The organism is Sphingobacterium sp. GQ94, from assembly GCF_059758715.1.
Genome location: NZ_JCAXEC010000001.1, coordinates 153,081 through 168,686 on the forward strand (window position 1 = coordinate 153,081; position 15,606 = coordinate 168,686).

Annotated in this window: 16 protein-coding genes; all 16 read left to right on the forward strand. The window is 40.7% G+C overall.

Going from position 1 to position 15,606, the window contains the following annotated elements; translation table 11 throughout:
- Positions 1-1,752, forward strand: a complete 1,752-nt coding sequence (locus AC6CHH_RS00700; RefSeq protein WP_498278683.1) for a tetratricopeptide repeat protein — start codon at positions 1-3, stop codon at positions 1,750-1,752.
- 214 nt (positions 1,753-1,966) lie between these two features.
- Entirely contained in the window at positions 1,967-2,347 is a 381-nt protein-coding gene (locus tag AC6CHH_RS00705; RefSeq protein WP_498278685.1) for an NADH-quinone oxidoreductase subunit A, read from the forward strand.
- 42 nt (positions 2,348-2,389) lie between these two features.
- Positions 2,390-2,944 carry an NADH-quinone oxidoreductase subunit B gene (locus AC6CHH_RS00710; RefSeq protein ID WP_498278686.1) on the forward strand — a complete coding sequence of 185 codons (555 nt, stop codon included), beginning with the start codon at positions 2,390-2,392 and terminating at the stop codon, positions 2,942-2,944.
- Positions 2,937-3,440 carry an NADH-quinone oxidoreductase subunit C gene (locus tag AC6CHH_RS00715; RefSeq protein WP_498278687.1) on the forward strand — a complete coding sequence of 168 codons (504 nt, stop codon included), beginning with the start codon at positions 2,937-2,939 and terminating at the stop codon, positions 3,438-3,440. Before AC6CHH_RS00710 ends, AC6CHH_RS00715 begins: the two co-directional genes overlap by 8 nt.
- Before the next feature lie 10 nt (positions 3,441-3,450).
- Positions 3,451-4,686, forward strand: a complete 1,236-nt coding sequence (gene nuoD / locus AC6CHH_RS00720) for an NADH dehydrogenase (quinone) subunit D (RefSeq protein ID WP_498278688.1) — start codon at positions 3,451-3,453, stop codon at positions 4,684-4,686.
- A complete protein-coding gene (locus AC6CHH_RS00725) occupies positions 4,679-5,206 on the forward strand; it encodes an NADH-quinone oxidoreductase subunit NuoE family protein (RefSeq protein WP_498278689.1) in 528 nt (175 codons plus the stop codon). Before nuoD ends, AC6CHH_RS00725 begins: the two co-directional genes overlap by 8 nt.
- Before the next feature lie 3 nt (positions 5,207-5,209).
- Entirely contained in the window at positions 5,210-6,565 is a 1,356-nt protein-coding gene (nuoF, locus tag AC6CHH_RS00730) for an NADH-quinone oxidoreductase subunit NuoF (protein ID WP_498278690.1), read from the forward strand.
- A gap of 26 nt (positions 6,566-6,591) precedes the next feature.
- Positions 6,592-7,608, forward strand: coding sequence for an NADH-quinone oxidoreductase subunit G (locus AC6CHH_RS00735; RefSeq protein ID WP_498278692.1), 1,017 nt, complete (start codon positions 6,592-6,594; stop codon positions 7,606-7,608).
- A 12-nt stretch (positions 7,609-7,620) separates the two neighbouring features.
- A complete protein-coding gene (nuoH, locus tag AC6CHH_RS00740; RefSeq protein ID WP_498278694.1) occupies positions 7,621-8,658 on the forward strand; it encodes an NADH-quinone oxidoreductase subunit NuoH in 1,038 nt (345 codons plus the stop codon).
- 12 nt (positions 8,659-8,670) lie between these two features.
- The gene (locus AC6CHH_RS00745) at positions 8,671-9,198 is read left to right on the forward strand and encodes a NuoI/complex I 23 kDa subunit family protein (RefSeq protein ID WP_498278696.1); all 528 of its coding nucleotides are present in this window, start codon (positions 8,671-8,673) and stop codon (positions 9,196-9,198) included.
- A gap of 3 nt (positions 9,199-9,201) precedes the next feature.
- Complete coding sequence (locus tag AC6CHH_RS00750) at positions 9,202-9,708, forward strand: NADH-quinone oxidoreductase subunit J family protein (protein WP_498278698.1); 507 nt, start codon at positions 9,202-9,204, stop codon at positions 9,706-9,708.
- A complete protein-coding gene (gene nuoK, locus AC6CHH_RS00755) occupies positions 9,701-10,030 on the forward strand; it encodes an NADH-quinone oxidoreductase subunit NuoK (RefSeq protein ID WP_498278700.1) in 330 nt (109 codons plus the stop codon). The genes AC6CHH_RS00750 and nuoK overlap by 8 nt, the downstream gene beginning before the upstream one ends.
- A 27-nt stretch (positions 10,031-10,057) precedes the next feature.
- A complete protein-coding gene (gene nuoL, locus AC6CHH_RS00760) occupies positions 10,058-11,983 on the forward strand; it encodes an NADH-quinone oxidoreductase subunit L (RefSeq protein WP_498278701.1) in 1,926 nt (641 codons plus the stop codon).
- Positions 11,984-12,002: 19 nt separating this feature from the next.
- The gene (locus AC6CHH_RS00765) at positions 12,003-13,451 is read left to right on the forward strand and encodes a complex I subunit 4 family protein (protein WP_498278703.1); all 1,449 of its coding nucleotides are present in this window, start codon (positions 12,003-12,005) and stop codon (positions 13,449-13,451) included.
- 20 nt (positions 13,452-13,471) lie between these two features.
- Positions 13,472-14,854 carry an NADH-quinone oxidoreductase subunit N gene (locus AC6CHH_RS00770; protein ID WP_498278705.1) on the forward strand — a complete coding sequence of 461 codons (1,383 nt, stop codon included), beginning with the start codon at positions 13,472-13,474 and terminating at the stop codon, positions 14,852-14,854.
- A gap of 175 nt (positions 14,855-15,029) precedes the next feature.
- On the forward strand, positions 15,030-15,467 hold the full coding sequence (locus tag AC6CHH_RS00775) for a PH domain-containing protein (RefSeq protein ID WP_498278707.1): 438 nt from the start codon (positions 15,030-15,032) through the stop codon (positions 15,465-15,467).
- Positions 15,468-15,606 lie beyond the last annotated feature (139 nt).

Genomic DNA, 15,606 nt, shown 5'->3' on the forward strand with positions numbered 1-15,606 from the left:
ATGACAAACAGCAAATTATTTTTAAGCCTTCTATTAGCTGGCGCTGTTGGAACAGGAGCTGCTAACGCACAAAGTTTAAAAGATGCTAAAGCAGCCATCCAAGCTGAACAATATGATAAAGCGAAGGTTATGTTGCAACAATTGGTTGAGAAAAAGGCAAAAGATGGTGAAAACTATTTTTATTTAGGACAAATTCACTTGATTAACGATAAGGTTGATTCAGCCGCTCTCGTTTTCCAACAAGGGATTACCAATGCGCCTAAAGAAACAGAACTTAACACAGTTGGTTTGGGTATTGTTGATCTTCAAAAAGGAGATTCTACAGCTGCGGGAACGAAATTTGCAGAGGCGACAAAAGATCTAGGTAAAAAAGATTATTTACCATTGTACTATATAGGTAGAGCTTATATTGATGCACCAAAACCAAACTACAAAAAAGCAGTTGAGTATTTAACCCAGGCAAAGGAAAAGAATGCCAAGGATCCTGATATTCCAACTGCATTAGGAGATGCTTATGCCGGATTACGTGAGAGTAGTCTTGCATTTGTGGCTTACCGTGATGCCTTGGCAATTGATGATCAGTTACTGGCACCAAAAATTGGTCAGGCAATCATTTCACGTAGAGCGCAGGCCTTTGATGTTGTCCTGGAAGATCTTACCGCTTTAGCTGGTGAGCATCCAGAATACGGTCCAATTTACCGGGAGTTGGCAGAGACCTATTACTTATCTTCTGTAAAAGGTCCTGAGGATAAATACCGTGAAACCAATCAGAAAGCGGTAGAAAATTATAAAAAATATCTTTCTTTAACTGGAGATCAATCCATTGAAGCAAAAGTACGTTATGCCGATTTCTTGGTTTATTCAGGAAACTATGAAGAGTTAAAAACAGTAGCACAAGAATTATCTACTGTGGAAGGCGTTGATGCAAAAGTTTACCGTTACTTAGGATATATTACCTTGTTACAAGATAAGGATTATCCAAAGTCATTGGAATACATGAATACCTTATTCTCAAAAGTAGATACGAGCCGTTTGATTGGTCGTGACTACTTATATGCCGGTTTAGCGAACATCATCTCAGGTGATGCGGACAAAGGGGCAGATTTATTGAGGATTGCTGAAACCAAACAAACTGAAGACGAAAACTACGATGAGGAAATCTCTGAAACGGCTTTCGCGAAGTATCAAGAAGGGGAAACCGCTATTGCAGCAAAAATCTTTGCTTTGCCTGCGGCGAATCCTAAGTCAGCTTATTACTACGATTCGAACTTCTATATGGGACAAATCGAATACGGTATCGGTTCCAAATTGGTATCTCCAACAGATGGTACGCAGTTAACACCTGAAGAGGCAACAGCTAAGTTTCAAGAGGCTAAACCGCATCTTGAGGCCGCGGTGAAAGCGTTGGAAATTGCGACTACCTCAGGAAAGAAAGAAGTAGATGATAAGTACAAAATTTCAGGATTATACTACAAAGGCTTAAGTGAATTAGCTTTAGACAACGTGATGTATGACCCAGAAAACGCAAAAGGAATATTTGTGGATTCTTTCACGAACCTTCTAGCTGCTATCGCTGCCTCTGGTAAAACAGATGATGCAACAAACGTAGCATATTCAGCGGATGCACATAATTATATCGGGTATTACGTTTACCTTAAAGGTGATCATCCGAAAGCCAAAGAACATTTTGGTAAAGCTTTGGAACTAAGACCAGATGATGCATTTGCAAAACAAATGTTTGATGCTTTGTAGGTCAAAATAAAAAAAGTAAAAGTGGGGTTTTTCGAAGAGAAGGACCCCACTTTTGTTTTATGCTGTAGTGCCTGGCCGTTACATTGTGTTCAAAGGACACTTATTTATAATCGTTCAAAATAGTAAAAAGGGCTGATTAGCACCAAAACCTCCCTTTTTTTATTGATTTCTTTTGTTAATTTTGTTTGACTACAAATATAGAGAGAAAAACGGTATGAATGAGCTAGCAGGTCAAAGTGCACCTATCGATTATATTCCGATCTTAATACAATTAGCTGTTGCTGTGGGTTTTGGCGTAACCACGATCATCGCCACGCATCTGATCGGTCCAAAAGTTCGCACACAGAATAAATTAGGGGCTTTCGAGTCCGGTATCGAAGTTGTTGGTAATGCTCGACAACCCTTTTCCATTAAATATTTTTTGGTCGCAATCCTATTCGTCATTTTTGATATTGAGGTGATCTTTATGTACCCTTGGGCCGTGAACTTCCGGGAATTTGGATTTGCAGGATTAATTGAAATGTTTGTTTTCATGGGACTCTTACTATTGGGTTTCATTTATATCATAAAAAAGAAAGCATTGGATTGGGATTAAGCGAAAAGCTTATTTTCACTCCTTTACGCTAATTTTACTAAAATGAGTACGATTACTTTAGCAGATACACCTCCAGGAATTGAAGGAGCGGGATTCTTCGCAACAAGTTTAGATAAAGCGATTGGTTTAGCCCGCGCTAATTCGTTGTGGCCTTTGCCGTTTGCAACCTCCTGCTGTGGGATTGAATTTATGGCAACCATGGGATCTACCTATGATTTGGCTCGTTTTGGAGCGGAACGCCCTAGTTTTTCGCCTAGGCAAGCAGATATGCTTTTGGTGATGGGAACGATTGCTAAGAAAATGGCTCCGGTATTAAAACAAGTCTACGAACAAATGGCAGAACCCCGTTGGGTAATTGCTGTTGGTGCTTGCGCCTCGAGTGGTGGTATCTTTGATACCTACTCCGTTCTTCAGGGCATTGATGAGATTATTCCAGTAGACGTATATGTGCCTGGATGCCCGCCGCGTCCTGAGGCCATATTGGATGGCGTAATGCGCTTGCAAGATATTGTAAAAAACGAATCTTTAAACAGAAGAAATACGCCTGAGTATAAGGCGCTATTGGAAAAATACGGAATTGCAACAAACAATGGATAAGTTGACAAATCAGTTGGTTTTAGAAAAACTTACTTCTCAATTCGGGGAAAAAGTAACGAATATATCAGAGCCGAAAGGGCTTCTAACTTTAGAAATCTCCAAGGATCAAATTATAGAGCTGCTTAGGTTCATCAAAGAAGATGAACTTTTGCAGTTTAATTACCTGACCGATATTACGGCTGTTCATTACCCTAATCAGGACAACCCCTTTGCCGTAGTCTATCATATTCACAGTTTCGTCAATCATCTTCGGCTACGGGTGAAGGTGTATTTAGAGGGGACTAACCCTAGCATTCCAACGGCAACGGTTCTATGGAATGGGGCAAACTGGATGGAGAGGGAAACATTTGATTTCTATGGGATCAATTTTGAAGGTCATCCGGATCTACGTAGGATTTTAAATATGGATGATCTGGAGGTTTTCCCTATGCGTAAGGAATATCCTTTAGAAGACCCGAACAGGGTAGACAAGAAAGACCTTTATTTCGGAAGATAAGGAAAGAATCATGAGCAAAACGATTACACAAATCTCACATAATGCACCTGTTTTAGATGATAATGATCCTCAGGATGAACTAACCACGCTGAATATTGGACCCACCCACCCGGCGACGCACGGGGTGTTTCAAAATGTGGTTCAAATTGACGGAGAAAGGATTGTCAGTGGTGTTTCTACCATCGGTTATATTCACCGGGCATTTGAAAAAATAGCTGAACACAGACCTTATTATCAAATTACACCTTTAACCGACCGTTTGAACTATTGTTCATCGCCAATCAATAACATGGGTTGGCATATGACTGTTGAGAAGTTATTGGATATTGAGATTCCTAAAAGAGTACAATACATGCGTGTTATCGTCATGGAGCTTGCTCGGATTGCGGATCATATTATTTGTAATGGAATTTTAGGAGTAGATACGGGAGCGTTCTCAGGATTTCTGTATGTGATGCAGGAACGTGAATTCATTTATGAGATTTACGAAGAGATCTGTGGCGCCAGACTAACCACCAATATCGGTAGGATTGGCGGGTTTGAACGTGATTTCAACGATGTTGCTTTTGCAAAGATAAATGAGTTTTTAGAAAGATTCCCTCCGGTACTTAGGGAATTCCAAGAATTGTTTGACCGCAATCGAATTTTTATAGAACGTACCTCGAATGTTGCCGCAGTAACGCCGGAGCAAGCCTTGGATTATTCCTGGTCTGGACCAATCCTTCGGGCAACGGGCGTGGATTATGATGTTCGGGCACATTCACCTTATTGTTCGTACGAAGAATTCGATTTTGAGATTCCGGTTGGAACCAACGGGGATGTATACGACCGCTATATGGTTCGAAACGAAGAAATGTGGCAATCTATGCGTATTATCAAGCAAGCGCTACAAAAAATAGAAAAAGAACCTAAAGGAGTATTTCACGCAGATGTCCCTGCATTTTATTTACCACCAAAGGAACAAGTATATACCAATATGGAAGCATTAATCTATCACTTTAAAATTGTGATGGGCGAATGGGATGCACCAAAAGACGAAGTGTATCATGCCGTAGAGGGAGCAAATGGAGAATTGGGTTTTTACCTGATCAGCGATGGCGGCAGAACCCCATATAGACTTCACTTCAGAAGACCTTCATTTGTCAATTATCAAATGTTTGCACCAATGAGTAGCGGAATGTTGCTTTCTGATGCCATTCTAAATATGAGTAGTTTAAACGTAATAGCAGGAGAATTAGATGCTTAGTGTTAAAGAAAACCTTATTGTTGAGTTTTCGGTAGAGCTTTTAGGAAAGTTTTCCGAGATTGTTAGCCGGTACCCTGAAGGTAAACAGAAATCAGCACTGTTGCCTATCCTGCATTTGGTGCAGGCGCAATACGGCTGGCTCAGTGTTGATGCGATGGATAAAGTTGCTCTTTTTCTAAACATCAAGCCTATTGAAGTATACGAGGTAGCGACTTTTTATTCCATGTATTTTCTTGAACCTAAAGGGAAATACGTGTTAGAGGTTTGTCGAACTGGACCTTGTTGTCTGGTTGGTGCCGAAAAAATAATGGATCATTTAGAGAATTCCCTTGGGGTCAAAGAAAATCAGGTAACCCCAGATGGTTTATTTTCTTGGAGAGGAGTAGAATGTTTAGCGGCTTGTGGATTTGGACCTGTTCTACAGATTGGTCCTGAATACACTTTTTATGAACAACTAACTCCCCAAAGTGTGGACGAATTAATTGGGGATTTAAAGCAAAAAGCAAAAAGCGAAGCTTAGCATATGGGACGTAAGTTATTATTAGAACATATAGGAGTGCCCGGTATAAACACCTATTCTGTCTACAGAGAAAAGGGTGGATACAGGGCTGTCGAAAAGGCACTTAAAACCATGTCTTGGGAGGATGTCCTGGAGGAGGTTAAGAAGTCCGGACTCCGTGGACGTGGAGGAGCAGGTTTTCCTACAGGCCTAAAATGGAGCTTTTTGGCGAAACCAGAAGGCGTACCACGTTACCTGGTTTGTAATGGTGATGAATCCGAACCTGGAACATTCAAGGATCGTTACCTAATGACCTACATTCCTCATGCACTTATAGAGGGAATGATCGTATCAAGCTATGCCTTAGGAGCAAATACCTCTTATATTTATATACGTGGAGAAATGATGCCACAAATTCGCATCATGGAAAAGGCTATTGCTGAGGCGAAAGCGGCAGGCTTTTTAGGAAAAAATATTCTTGGAACCGGATACGATCTGGAGATTTATGTGCAACCTGGAGCAGGGGCCTATATCTGTGGAGAAGAAACCGCCCTTTTGGAATCTTTGGAAGGCAAGCGAGGAAATCCACGCATTAAACCTCCCTTTCCCGCGATTGCTGGATTGTATGGATGTCCTACTGTTGTAAACAATGTGGAGTCTATCGCAGCAACCGTTCCTATTATCAATGATGGTGGAGAAGAATATGCAAAGATTGGTATTGAAAGAAGTACAGGAACAAAATTAATATCGGCATCTGGAAACCTGGTTAAACCAGGCGTATATGAAATCGAAATGGGTCTTCCTGTTGAAGAATTTATTTACTCAGATGAATACTGTGGCGGTATTGCCGGCGGAAAGCGCTTAAAAGCAGTCGTAGCCGGTGGTTCTTCGGTTCCTATTTTACCGGCGAACTTAGTAAGTAAAACCCTGAAAGGGGATACCCGTCTGATGACTTATGAGTCTTTAGCCGATGGTGGATTTGTGAGTGGGTCATCAATGGGTTCAGGAGGCTTTATTGCCTTTGATGAGGATCAATGTATCGTTCGTAACACCTATAATTTCACCCGTTTTTATAGACATGAGAGTTGTGGACAATGTTCCCCTTGTCGTGAGGGAACGGGCTGGATGGAAAAAATCCTTTACAAGATTGAACACGGGATAGCCAATAGTTCGGACATCGATTTGTTGTGGGATATTCAACGGCGAATTGAAGGAAATACCATTTGCCCATTAGGGGATGCAGCAGCTTGGCCTGTAGCGGCAGCAATTCGCCACTTTAGAGATGAATTCGAATGGCATATTTCTCATCCTGAGCTGGCACAAAGTAGAAACTATGGTTTAGCAAACTATGCCGACCCTTTAGTTACCCTTAGCGAATAAAGGATCAATAGAAAAGGAATTTAACAATGGCAGAAGAAGTACAAAATTTTAAGGTTACCATAGACGGCATCACGATTGATGTTGCTCCTGGTACCACGATATTAAATGCGGCAAGGCAAATTGGTGGAGATATCGTTCCACCGGCAATGTGCTATTATTCCAAATTGGAAGGTAGTGGAGGGAAATGTCGAACCTGTTTGGTTAAAGTTAGCAAAGGATCGGAGAAGGATCCAAGGCCAATGCCAAAACTGGTAGCCTCTTGCCGTACCACAGTAATGGATGGTATGGAGGTCATGAATATTACTTCCCCTGATGTGGTTGATGCAAGGAATGCGATCGTTGAGATGCTTCTTATCAATCACCCGCTGGACTGTCCGGTATGTGATCAGGCTGGAGAATGTAAATTGCAGGACTTAAGCTATGAAAATGGTGTTTTGCAAAACCGGTATGAATTCGATCGCAGAACATTTGAGCGTATCGATATCGGTGAAAAAATTCAATTGCACATGAACCGCTGTATTCTGTGCTATCGCTGCGTGTATGTGGCCAATCAATTGACCCCAGAGCGCGAACACGGAATCCTACACCGCGGAGATCACGCTGAAATTTCTACTTTTATTCACAATGCGTTAGACAATGAATTCATTGGTAATGTGATCGATGTATGCCCTGTTGGTGCTTTAACCGATAAAACCTTCCGATTTAAGAATCGGGTCTGGTTTACAAAGCCTGTTGATGCACACCGAGATTGTCCGAGCTGCAGTGGAAAAGTAACCCTTTGGTATAAAGGAGACGAAGTTCTTCGGGTAACCGGACGCAAGGACGCTTACGATGAGGTGGATGAGTTCATCTGTAATACTTGTAGATTTGACACCAAAAATACCTCGGATTGGGTATTGGAAGCTCCGAGCCCAATAAGCGACACCTCAGTGATTGATGCCAATCATTATCATTCCTTTGATAACCCAGCAGTTATTAAACACGATGCAGTGCTTCAAGAGGCGAACCAGGAACAATTAGAAAGATCTGAAAAATTAAAATAACCGGTAGGGAAGATGGAAACAGCTTTTATTTTAGAGAAGTTAATCTTAGCGGTCATCGTTTTTGTTGTAACCTTGGTTATTGCAATGTATTCAACCTTGGCCGAGCGTAAGATTGCAGGATTTATGCAAGATCGACATGGTCCAGACCGTGCTGGATTATTTGGTATTTTACAACCATTATGTGATGGTGGTAAATTCTTTTTCAAAGAAGAAATCATTCCAGCAGGAGCGCATAAAACCTTATTCATATTGGGACCAACGATTGCGATTATTACAGCATGTATTAGTTCGGCCGTAATCCCTTGGGGAGGAACCCTTACCATTGGGGATAGGGCCATTTCTTTGCAAGTTGCCGAGGTGAACATTGGTGTATTGTATATTTTTGGGGTAATCGCTTTGGGTGTATACGGAATAATGCTTGGTGGATGGGCCTCGAACAATAAATTTTCCCTGATGGGAGCTGTGCGTGCAGCTTCGCAAAGTATCAGTTATGAAATCCCAATGGGGTTGTCTTTAATTGCTTTGCTAATGGTTACAGGGACTCTTTCTCTGGGAGAGATCGTTGCGCAGCAATCAGGGTTTTTAAATTGGAATATCTGGGCGCAGCCTTTGGGTTTTATTGTTTTTATCACTTGTGCTTTCGCCGAGTGTAACCGGGTACCTTTTGACTTACCTGAATGTGAAACCGAATTAATTGGCGGATACCATACGGAATATTCATCCATGAAACTTGGTCTATTTATGTTCTCAGAATACATCAACATGTTTGTGTCTTCTGCGCTTATGGCCGCGTTGTATTTTGGCGGATATAATTTTCCGTTCATGCATGATTTGGGGTTATCTGAAAACTGGATTACCATCATTGGTTTATTGGTCTTTTTCCTTAAAATATTTGGGTTTATATTTTTCTTTATGTGGATTCGTTGGACACTTCCTCGCTTCCGCTATGATCAATTAATGAACCTTGGATGGAAGATGTTAATTCCTCTGGCGATTGCAAACATTGTGCTGACCGGACTTATTACCATTATTAAAGACACTTATTTTTAATCGGAGGGCTTTATGCAGTCGTTATCAAACAGAAAAAAAGTACTTGAACAAAAGCCGATGAGCTTTTGGGAGCGGATTTATTTGCCCGCTATTGCCAAAGGGTTGTCTATTACAATAAAACACTTCTTTCGGAAAATTCCTACCATCAAATATCCCGAGCAAATTAGACCTTACTCGAAGAATTTTCGTGGACAGCATTCCTTAAAGCGTGATGAACAAGGAAGAGAGCGTTGCACGGCCTGTGGTCTGTGTGCCCTATCTTGTCCTGCCGAGGCCATCACGATGACTGCTGCCGAGCGCACCAAAGAAGAGGCTCATCTTTACCGTGAGGAGAAATATGCCGCTGTGTATGAAATCAATATGCTGCGTTGTATCTTCTGTGGTTTGTGTGAGGAGGCCTGTCCAAAAGAAGCTATTTACTTAGATGGTTCCCATGTGACAGCAGATTACCTGAGAAAAGATTTTATATATGGAAAGGATAAATTGTTGGAGGCAAAATTTGACATTACAAAATTATCCGAGCAAACCACAAATAATTAAGATATGACCTTATTCTATTTAGTAGCATTTTTGTCTATATTCTTTGCCCTGATGACCATCTTTGCAAAGAATCCGGTGCATAGTGTGTTGTATTTGGTTATTACCTTTTTTACCTTCACAATTCATTATATTTTATTGAATGCGCAATTCCTTGCGGTCGTTAACTTCATCGTTTACATGGGCGCGATCATGGTTTTGTTTCTGTTTGTTTTGATGTTACTAAACCTAAACAAAGAAACCGAGCCCATGAAATCGCATCTTGTCAAATTTATGGGTGTTATTGCGGGAATGTGTTTGTTGATTACCTTTTTGGGCGCCTTTAAAGTCATCCAAACAGACAACATTATGGTTCAAGCTCATGCCGACATCGGTTTGGTAAAGAATCTTGGGAAAGTATTGTTTAAAGACTTCCTATTGCCTTTTGAGATTTCCTCCATCCTGTTATTGACAGCAATGGTAGGAGCAGTATTATTAGCTAAGAAAGAAACGCGAGTAAAACAAAATGGATAGTATTCTTCAAAATATGCAGGGGATACCCCTCAATCATTATTTGATTTTCTGCAGTGTTATTTTTACCATTGGGGTGATCGGGGTGCTGATTCGTCGGAATGTTATCATCATCATGATGTCCGTTGAATTGATGTTGAATTCAGTGAATCTTCTTCTGGCGGCATTTTCAGCCTACAGGGGAGACGCCAGCGGACAGGTGTTCGTGTTTTTTATTATGGCTCTTGCTGCAGCAGAAGTTGCTGTTGGATTAGCAATTATCATTATGGTTTATAGAAACACCAAATCAGTGGATATTGATTCCCTGAGCAAACTGAGGTGGTAAGAAATTGATTATTAGAGAAACAGAAATATGAAAGAATTAATATGGGTCTTACCGCTGATTCCTTTGTTTGGATTTGTGATTTTGGGATTGCTTAGAAAGTCTCTGCCAAAAACAATCATTTCCTTGATCGGTTGTGGAACTATCCTGATATCATTTGTACTGAGTTGCGGAATATTTAATGAGGTCTATCAATTGCGTGCTACTGGCGCAGATGGTGTGCTTTTAGAACGTGTCTTTAACTGGTTTACGGTCGGAACACTGAGTGTAGATATTGGCTTTTTGGTCGATCCTTTAAGTGCGATGATGCTTTTGATTATTACAGGAGTCGGTTTTCTGATTCACCTGTATTCAGTTGCCTACATGAGTCATGATGAAGGCTTCGGTAAATATTTTTCGTATTTGAACCTATTTATCTTCTTCATGCTATTGTTGGTGCTGGGTTCAAATTACTTGGTGATGTTCATTGGATGGGAAGGCGTTGGTTTATGCTCTTACCTTTTGATTGGATTCTGGTTTAAAAATACGAGTTATGCCAAAGCTGCCAAGAAAGCATTCGTAATGAACAGAATTGGAGACCTCGGGTTTCTGATTGCCATGTTCTTTATCTTGGTCAACTTTGGATCATTAGAATACAATACCGTTTTCACCCAAGCCTCAAATCTTGCCAGTGGAGACAGTACATTGCTTGTTATTACCTTATTGCTTTTTGTAGCGGCAACAGGTAAATCCGCACAAATTCCGTTATTTACATGGCTACCGGACGCCATGGCTGGACCAACTCCTGTGTCTGCTTTAATTCACGCAGCCACGATGGTTACAGCAGGAATCTATATGATTGCCCGCTCAAACATTATGTTTACGCTTTCTCCGGTGACTATGCAACTTATTGCCATCGTTGGGGTAGCAACGGCCTTGATTGCAGCGTTTGTTGCCATTACGCAAAATGACATTAAGAAGGTCCTTGCTTATTCGACCGTTTCTCAACTAGGATACATGTTTCTGGGGTTGGGTGTTGGAGCCTTCACAGGGGCTTTTTTCCATGTTCTTACTCATGCCTTTTTCAAAGCTTTATTGTTCTTAGGTGCAGGTTCTGTAATCCATGCCATGAGCGGCGAACAAGATATGCGTTCCATGGGAGGATTAAAAAAACACTTGCCTAAGACCTATGCAACTATGTTGATCGGTACGATCGCTATTGCCGGTATTCCTCCTTTATCAGGTTTCTTTTCAAAGGACGAGATTTTAGCATACGCTTTCGAGCAAAATCCTGTGTTTTGGATCCTTGGATTTTTAGGCGCATTGTGTACAGCTTTCTATATGTTCCGATTACTTTACCTGACTTTCTTTGGGGAATTTAGAGGAAACACACACCAACGGGAACACCTACATGAATCGCCATGGCAAATGACAGTTCCATTAATTGTTTTAGCGGTGCTTTCAATTTTTGGTGGTTTGCTTAATTTACCTGCTGCTCTGCATGGAAATCATTGGTTAGCGGAGTTCTTATCGCCAGTATTTGCCAAAAGTACTTTGGTGTCCGAACCCTTTAGTCTTTCCCATACGAGTGAATATATTCTCATGGCTGCCTCAGCCATTGGAGCGATCGTGATGGCCTTCGTTGCCTACGGAAAATATGTGAAGAAATCAGCTATTCCACTGGCTGATGATCAAAATAGCGCACCAGGATTCTTGTATAAACTATCCTACAACAAAGTGTACATCGATGAATTTTATGATGCGATCATCGTTCGTCCGCTGGATAAGCTTTCTACCTTTTTCCATCAGGTTGTCGATCGATCAGGAATTGACGCTTTTGTAAACGGTATTGCTGATTTGCTGGGATCCTCTGGAAAGGGAATACGTCAACTTCAAAGTGGATATGTTGGCTTTTATTTATTCATGATGGTGATTGGAGTGGTTGCTTTCATGTTATACGGTTTATTAACGATCTAGAACTGAATTTTAGGAATCAATGGATAACCTTTTTATACTGCTGTTATTACCTGTTATAAGCGCTATTCTTTTAGCCTTTATCAAAACACCATCGAGCAGATGGGCAGCTTTAATTTTATCGCTTTTACAATTGGGACTAACGGTTCCATTTATTTGCAATTTTACGCCCGATGGAAGTATACAATTCCTGCAGTCCTGGAGTTGGATTGAGGCCATGGGTATTCGTTTTCAAATTGGTCTGGACGGCATTAGCCTTCCTATGGTGATTTTAACCAATGGATTAATTCCACTGATAATTCTCTCGAGTTTTGGACAAAACCAAAAAGGTGGTTTTTACGGCCTTGTCTCTTTCATGCAGGCTGGTTTAATTCTTGTGTTTATAGCCTTGGATGCTTTTTCATTCTATGTTGGATGGGAAGCGGCGTTAATTCCAATATACTTTATCTGTGCGTTATGGGGCGATGGGGATCGCATCCGCATCAACCTTAAATTCTTTGTGTACACATTCTTCGGTAGTTTACTGATGTTGATTGCTATCATCTATCTGTATCAGCAGACCAGCGCAAAGGATATGTCCTGGCAGACACTTGCTACCCTGGATTTATCCCTGGAGGCACAAAGCTGGGTTTTCTGGGCTTTCTTTATTGCTTTTGCTATTAAGATTCCTTTATTCCCTTTTCATACCTGGCAGCCGGATACCTATACACATGCACCAAGCACAGGAACAATGCTCTTATCGGGGATCATGCTTAAAATGGGACTCTTTGGATTGTTGCGCTGGCTATTGCCTCTGACTCCACTTGGGGTGGACCGCTTTGGTGAAATTGCCTTGGTGTTGAGCTTGATCGGTGTGGTCTATGGCTCAATTATCGCCTTCAAAATGCAGGATGCAAAACGTTTGATTGCGTATTCCTCTATTGCTCACGTAGGACTTATTGCTGCGGGGATCTTTTCGCTAAATCAACAAGGTCTTCAAGGGGCAATTTTACAAATGATTAACCATGGTATATCGGTTATTGGGTTATTCTTTATTATAGAGATCATCTGGCAACGTACCGGAACCAGGAACCTGAAGGAACTTGGTGGCCTGGCAAGCAAGATGCCTCGACTTGCCATCTGCTTTTTAATCATTCTGATGGGGGCTATTGGCCTTCCACTAACTGGTGGATTTATCGGCGAGTTTCTGCTCATAAGAGGCGTTTTTTCATTTTCAGATTATGGTGTTTGGTATGCCGCCCTGGGAGGAACTACCTTGATATTAGGCGCAGTGTATATGCTTCGGTTTTATCAAAAAAGCATGCTCGGGAGTATTTCTGAACAGCACACTAACATTAAAGATATTCATGGCTACGAGCTGGTACTCCTTTCGATCATTGTTGTTTTGGTGATTGCAATTGGAGTTTTACCGAATGGTTTGTTAGGACTTTCGGAAGTTTCAGTATCGGACTTATTACATCACATTAAATAGAACGAGTTTAACATTATATTATGGGTGCGATTATCACACTTTCTTTATTAGGTATTCTGATCTTATATATAGGCTTGTTCAAAGCAAAGAATGCCTTATTACCGGTGAGTATATTCGGTTTGCTTTTGGCTTTGGGTTTTCTGATATGCGATTGGAGTTCACCGGCAACCCCTTTGTACCAGGGAATGGTCTTGTTTGATCATTTTTCGATTTCTTTTTCCATTCTGAGTATCGCGATTACCGTATTAATCCTATTGTTATCCAGGGATTACTTTAAGTCGATCTCTGAGCACGTTGCTGAATATTATACCTTGATTATTTTCTCACTCACCGGGGCTATATTGGTGTGTTCTTACCATAATTTCGCCATGCTTTTTATTGGTTTAGAGATTATGTCAGTCGCCTTGTACATTCTAGTGGGTATTCGTCGTAAGGATAAATTTTCTAACGAAGCCTCCTTAAAATATTTTTTGATGGGCGCTTTTTCAACCGGTTTCTTATTGTTCGGCATTACCTTAATGTATGGGGCAGCCGGTAGTTTTGATCTGGCGGTCCTAAAACAGTATGTGATCGATAACCCAAACGCTATATCTCCATTGTTTTATGCAGGTATTCTGCTTTTAATGGTGGGATTATGCTTTAAGGTAGGAGCTGCACCTTTTCACTTCTGGACGCCAGATGTGTATGATGGTGCGCCTATTTTGATCACCATGTTTATGAGTACAGTGGTAAAAATTGCTTCGTTTGCTGGTTTCTTAAAGTTATTTAGCATGGTGCTTGTACCCCTTGATGCGTTCTGGATTCCAGTTTTATTGACGGTCGTGATTATCACCTTATGTGTAGGAAACATTTCCGCATTAATGCAGACCAGCTTTAAGCGTATGATGGCTTATTCGAGTATATCTCATGCTGGATATATGTTGTTTGCGATCCTATCTATAGGAGCGAACTCAGCCTCGGCAATCTTAACCTATTCGATGGCTTATGGTCTGGCTTCCATTGTAGGCTTCGGCGCGTTGATTCTGGTCAACCGTAAGGTTGGTTCAGATCAGTTCGAGAGTTTTAATGGATTAGGGAAATCCAATCCATTACTTGCCTTTTTGGTCACCATAGCGATGTTGTCTTTAGCAGGAATTCCGCTAACCGCTGGTTTTATTGCGAAGTTCATGATGTTTACCCATGTGATGAGTGATTATCACACAATTCTCTTAGTACTTGCTGCTGTCAATGCCGCTGTAGGTATCTTCTATTACTTGCGCGTGGTTGTTCATATGTATTTTATGAAAGCAGAAAAAGAACAAACGATTCAATTTCCTGTGAATTTTCAAATTGTATTCATTATCGCAATAATCATCACTTTTGTTTTGGGTGTATACCCAAATGCGATTGTCGGTTTAATTTAAAACCCTTAATCCTCAAGAGAGTCTTATTTATAAAAAAACATAAAGAGATTACAGTGCCAGTTTTCAAACCATTTGAGGTTTGTTACTGGCATTTCTTTTTGAGTTGAATGTTCTTTAAAATATTTTGTAGACAACCATTGACTTTTTGAATGGACAATTTTTAGTATATTGAGAGATGTCTAAGTATAGAACCCGTTGGGACTGGTATGTTTTGTTGCTTTGTAATGGGATTATTCTCTTGATTTTAATACCCTTGATGTTATTCAAGCAGGAGAGTATTGCAGAGATGTTCCTTGTCATTCCTATTGTCCTGGGTATGCTGACGGGAATACTTCTGTTGGTATACATAAGCACTTCCTATAGGATCCATGGAAGATATTTACGGTACCGTTCCTTGGTATTATTTGGAAAGATCAATATAGAGGATATCCATAGACTGGATATCGGGAAAACGCTTCACGTGGGAATGAGGCCCGCCTTTGCCAGAAACGGTATTATTATCTATTATAAAAAATACGATGAAATATATGTCTCACCAGTAGACAGCGATAGCTTTGTCAATGAGCTACTCGGCATCAATCCACAAATTGAAGTGTGCTATCATAAAAAATGAAATAGTTGAAATTCCACCGACTGAGATAATCTCAAGGACGCGAATACTCTTCTATAGCAGATTAAGCGATTTTCCTGTTTTTAAAAAGAGGAAAATTCAAAATTTAGTTCCAGATAATTCAAAGTTTAACTTCAGATAA

Coding starts and splice junctions, on each gene's coding strand:
- AC6CHH_RS00770 (WP_498278705.1), top strand. CDS start 13,472: ATGGGTGCGATTATCACACTTTCTTTATTAGGTATTCTGATCTTATAT.
- nuoF (WP_498278690.1), top strand. CDS start 5,210: ATGGGACGTAAGTTATTATTAGAACATATAGGAGTGCCCGGTATAAAC.
- AC6CHH_RS00700 (WP_498278683.1), top strand. CDS start 1: ATGACAAACAGCAAATTATTTTTAAGCCTTCTATTAGCTGGCGCTGTT.
- AC6CHH_RS00715 (WP_498278687.1), top strand. CDS start 2,937: ATGGATAAGTTGACAAATCAGTTGGTTTTAGAAAAACTTACTTCTCAA.
- nuoD (WP_498278688.1), top strand. CDS start 3,451: ATGAGCAAAACGATTACACAAATCTCACATAATGCACCTGTTTTAGAT.
- AC6CHH_RS00775 (WP_498278707.1), top strand. CDS start 15,030: ATGTCTAAGTATAGAACCCGTTGGGACTGGTATGTTTTGTTGCTTTGT.
- AC6CHH_RS00765 (WP_498278703.1), top strand. CDS start 12,003: ATGGATAACCTTTTTATACTGCTGTTATTACCTGTTATAAGCGCTATT.
- nuoK (WP_498278700.1), top strand. CDS start 9,701: ATGGATAGTATTCTTCAAAATATGCAGGGGATACCCCTCAATCATTAT.
- nuoL (WP_498278701.1), top strand. CDS start 10,058: ATGAAAGAATTAATATGGGTCTTACCGCTGATTCCTTTGTTTGGATTT.
- nuoH (WP_498278694.1), top strand. CDS start 7,621: ATGGAAACAGCTTTTATTTTAGAGAAGTTAATCTTAGCGGTCATCGTT.
- AC6CHH_RS00705 (WP_498278685.1), top strand. CDS start 1,967: ATGAATGAGCTAGCAGGTCAAAGTGCACCTATCGATTATATTCCGATC.
- AC6CHH_RS00735 (WP_498278692.1), top strand. CDS start 6,592: ATGGCAGAAGAAGTACAAAATTTTAAGGTTACCATAGACGGCATCACG.
- AC6CHH_RS00725 (WP_498278689.1), top strand. CDS start 4,679: ATGCTTAGTGTTAAAGAAAACCTTATTGTTGAGTTTTCGGTAGAGCTT.
- AC6CHH_RS00710 (WP_498278686.1), top strand. CDS start 2,390: ATGAGTACGATTACTTTAGCAGATACACCTCCAGGAATTGAAGGAGCG.
- AC6CHH_RS00745 (WP_498278696.1), top strand. CDS start 8,671: ATGCAGTCGTTATCAAACAGAAAAAAAGTACTTGAACAAAAGCCGATG.
- AC6CHH_RS00750 (WP_498278698.1), top strand. CDS start 9,202: ATGACCTTATTCTATTTAGTAGCATTTTTGTCTATATTCTTTGCCCTG.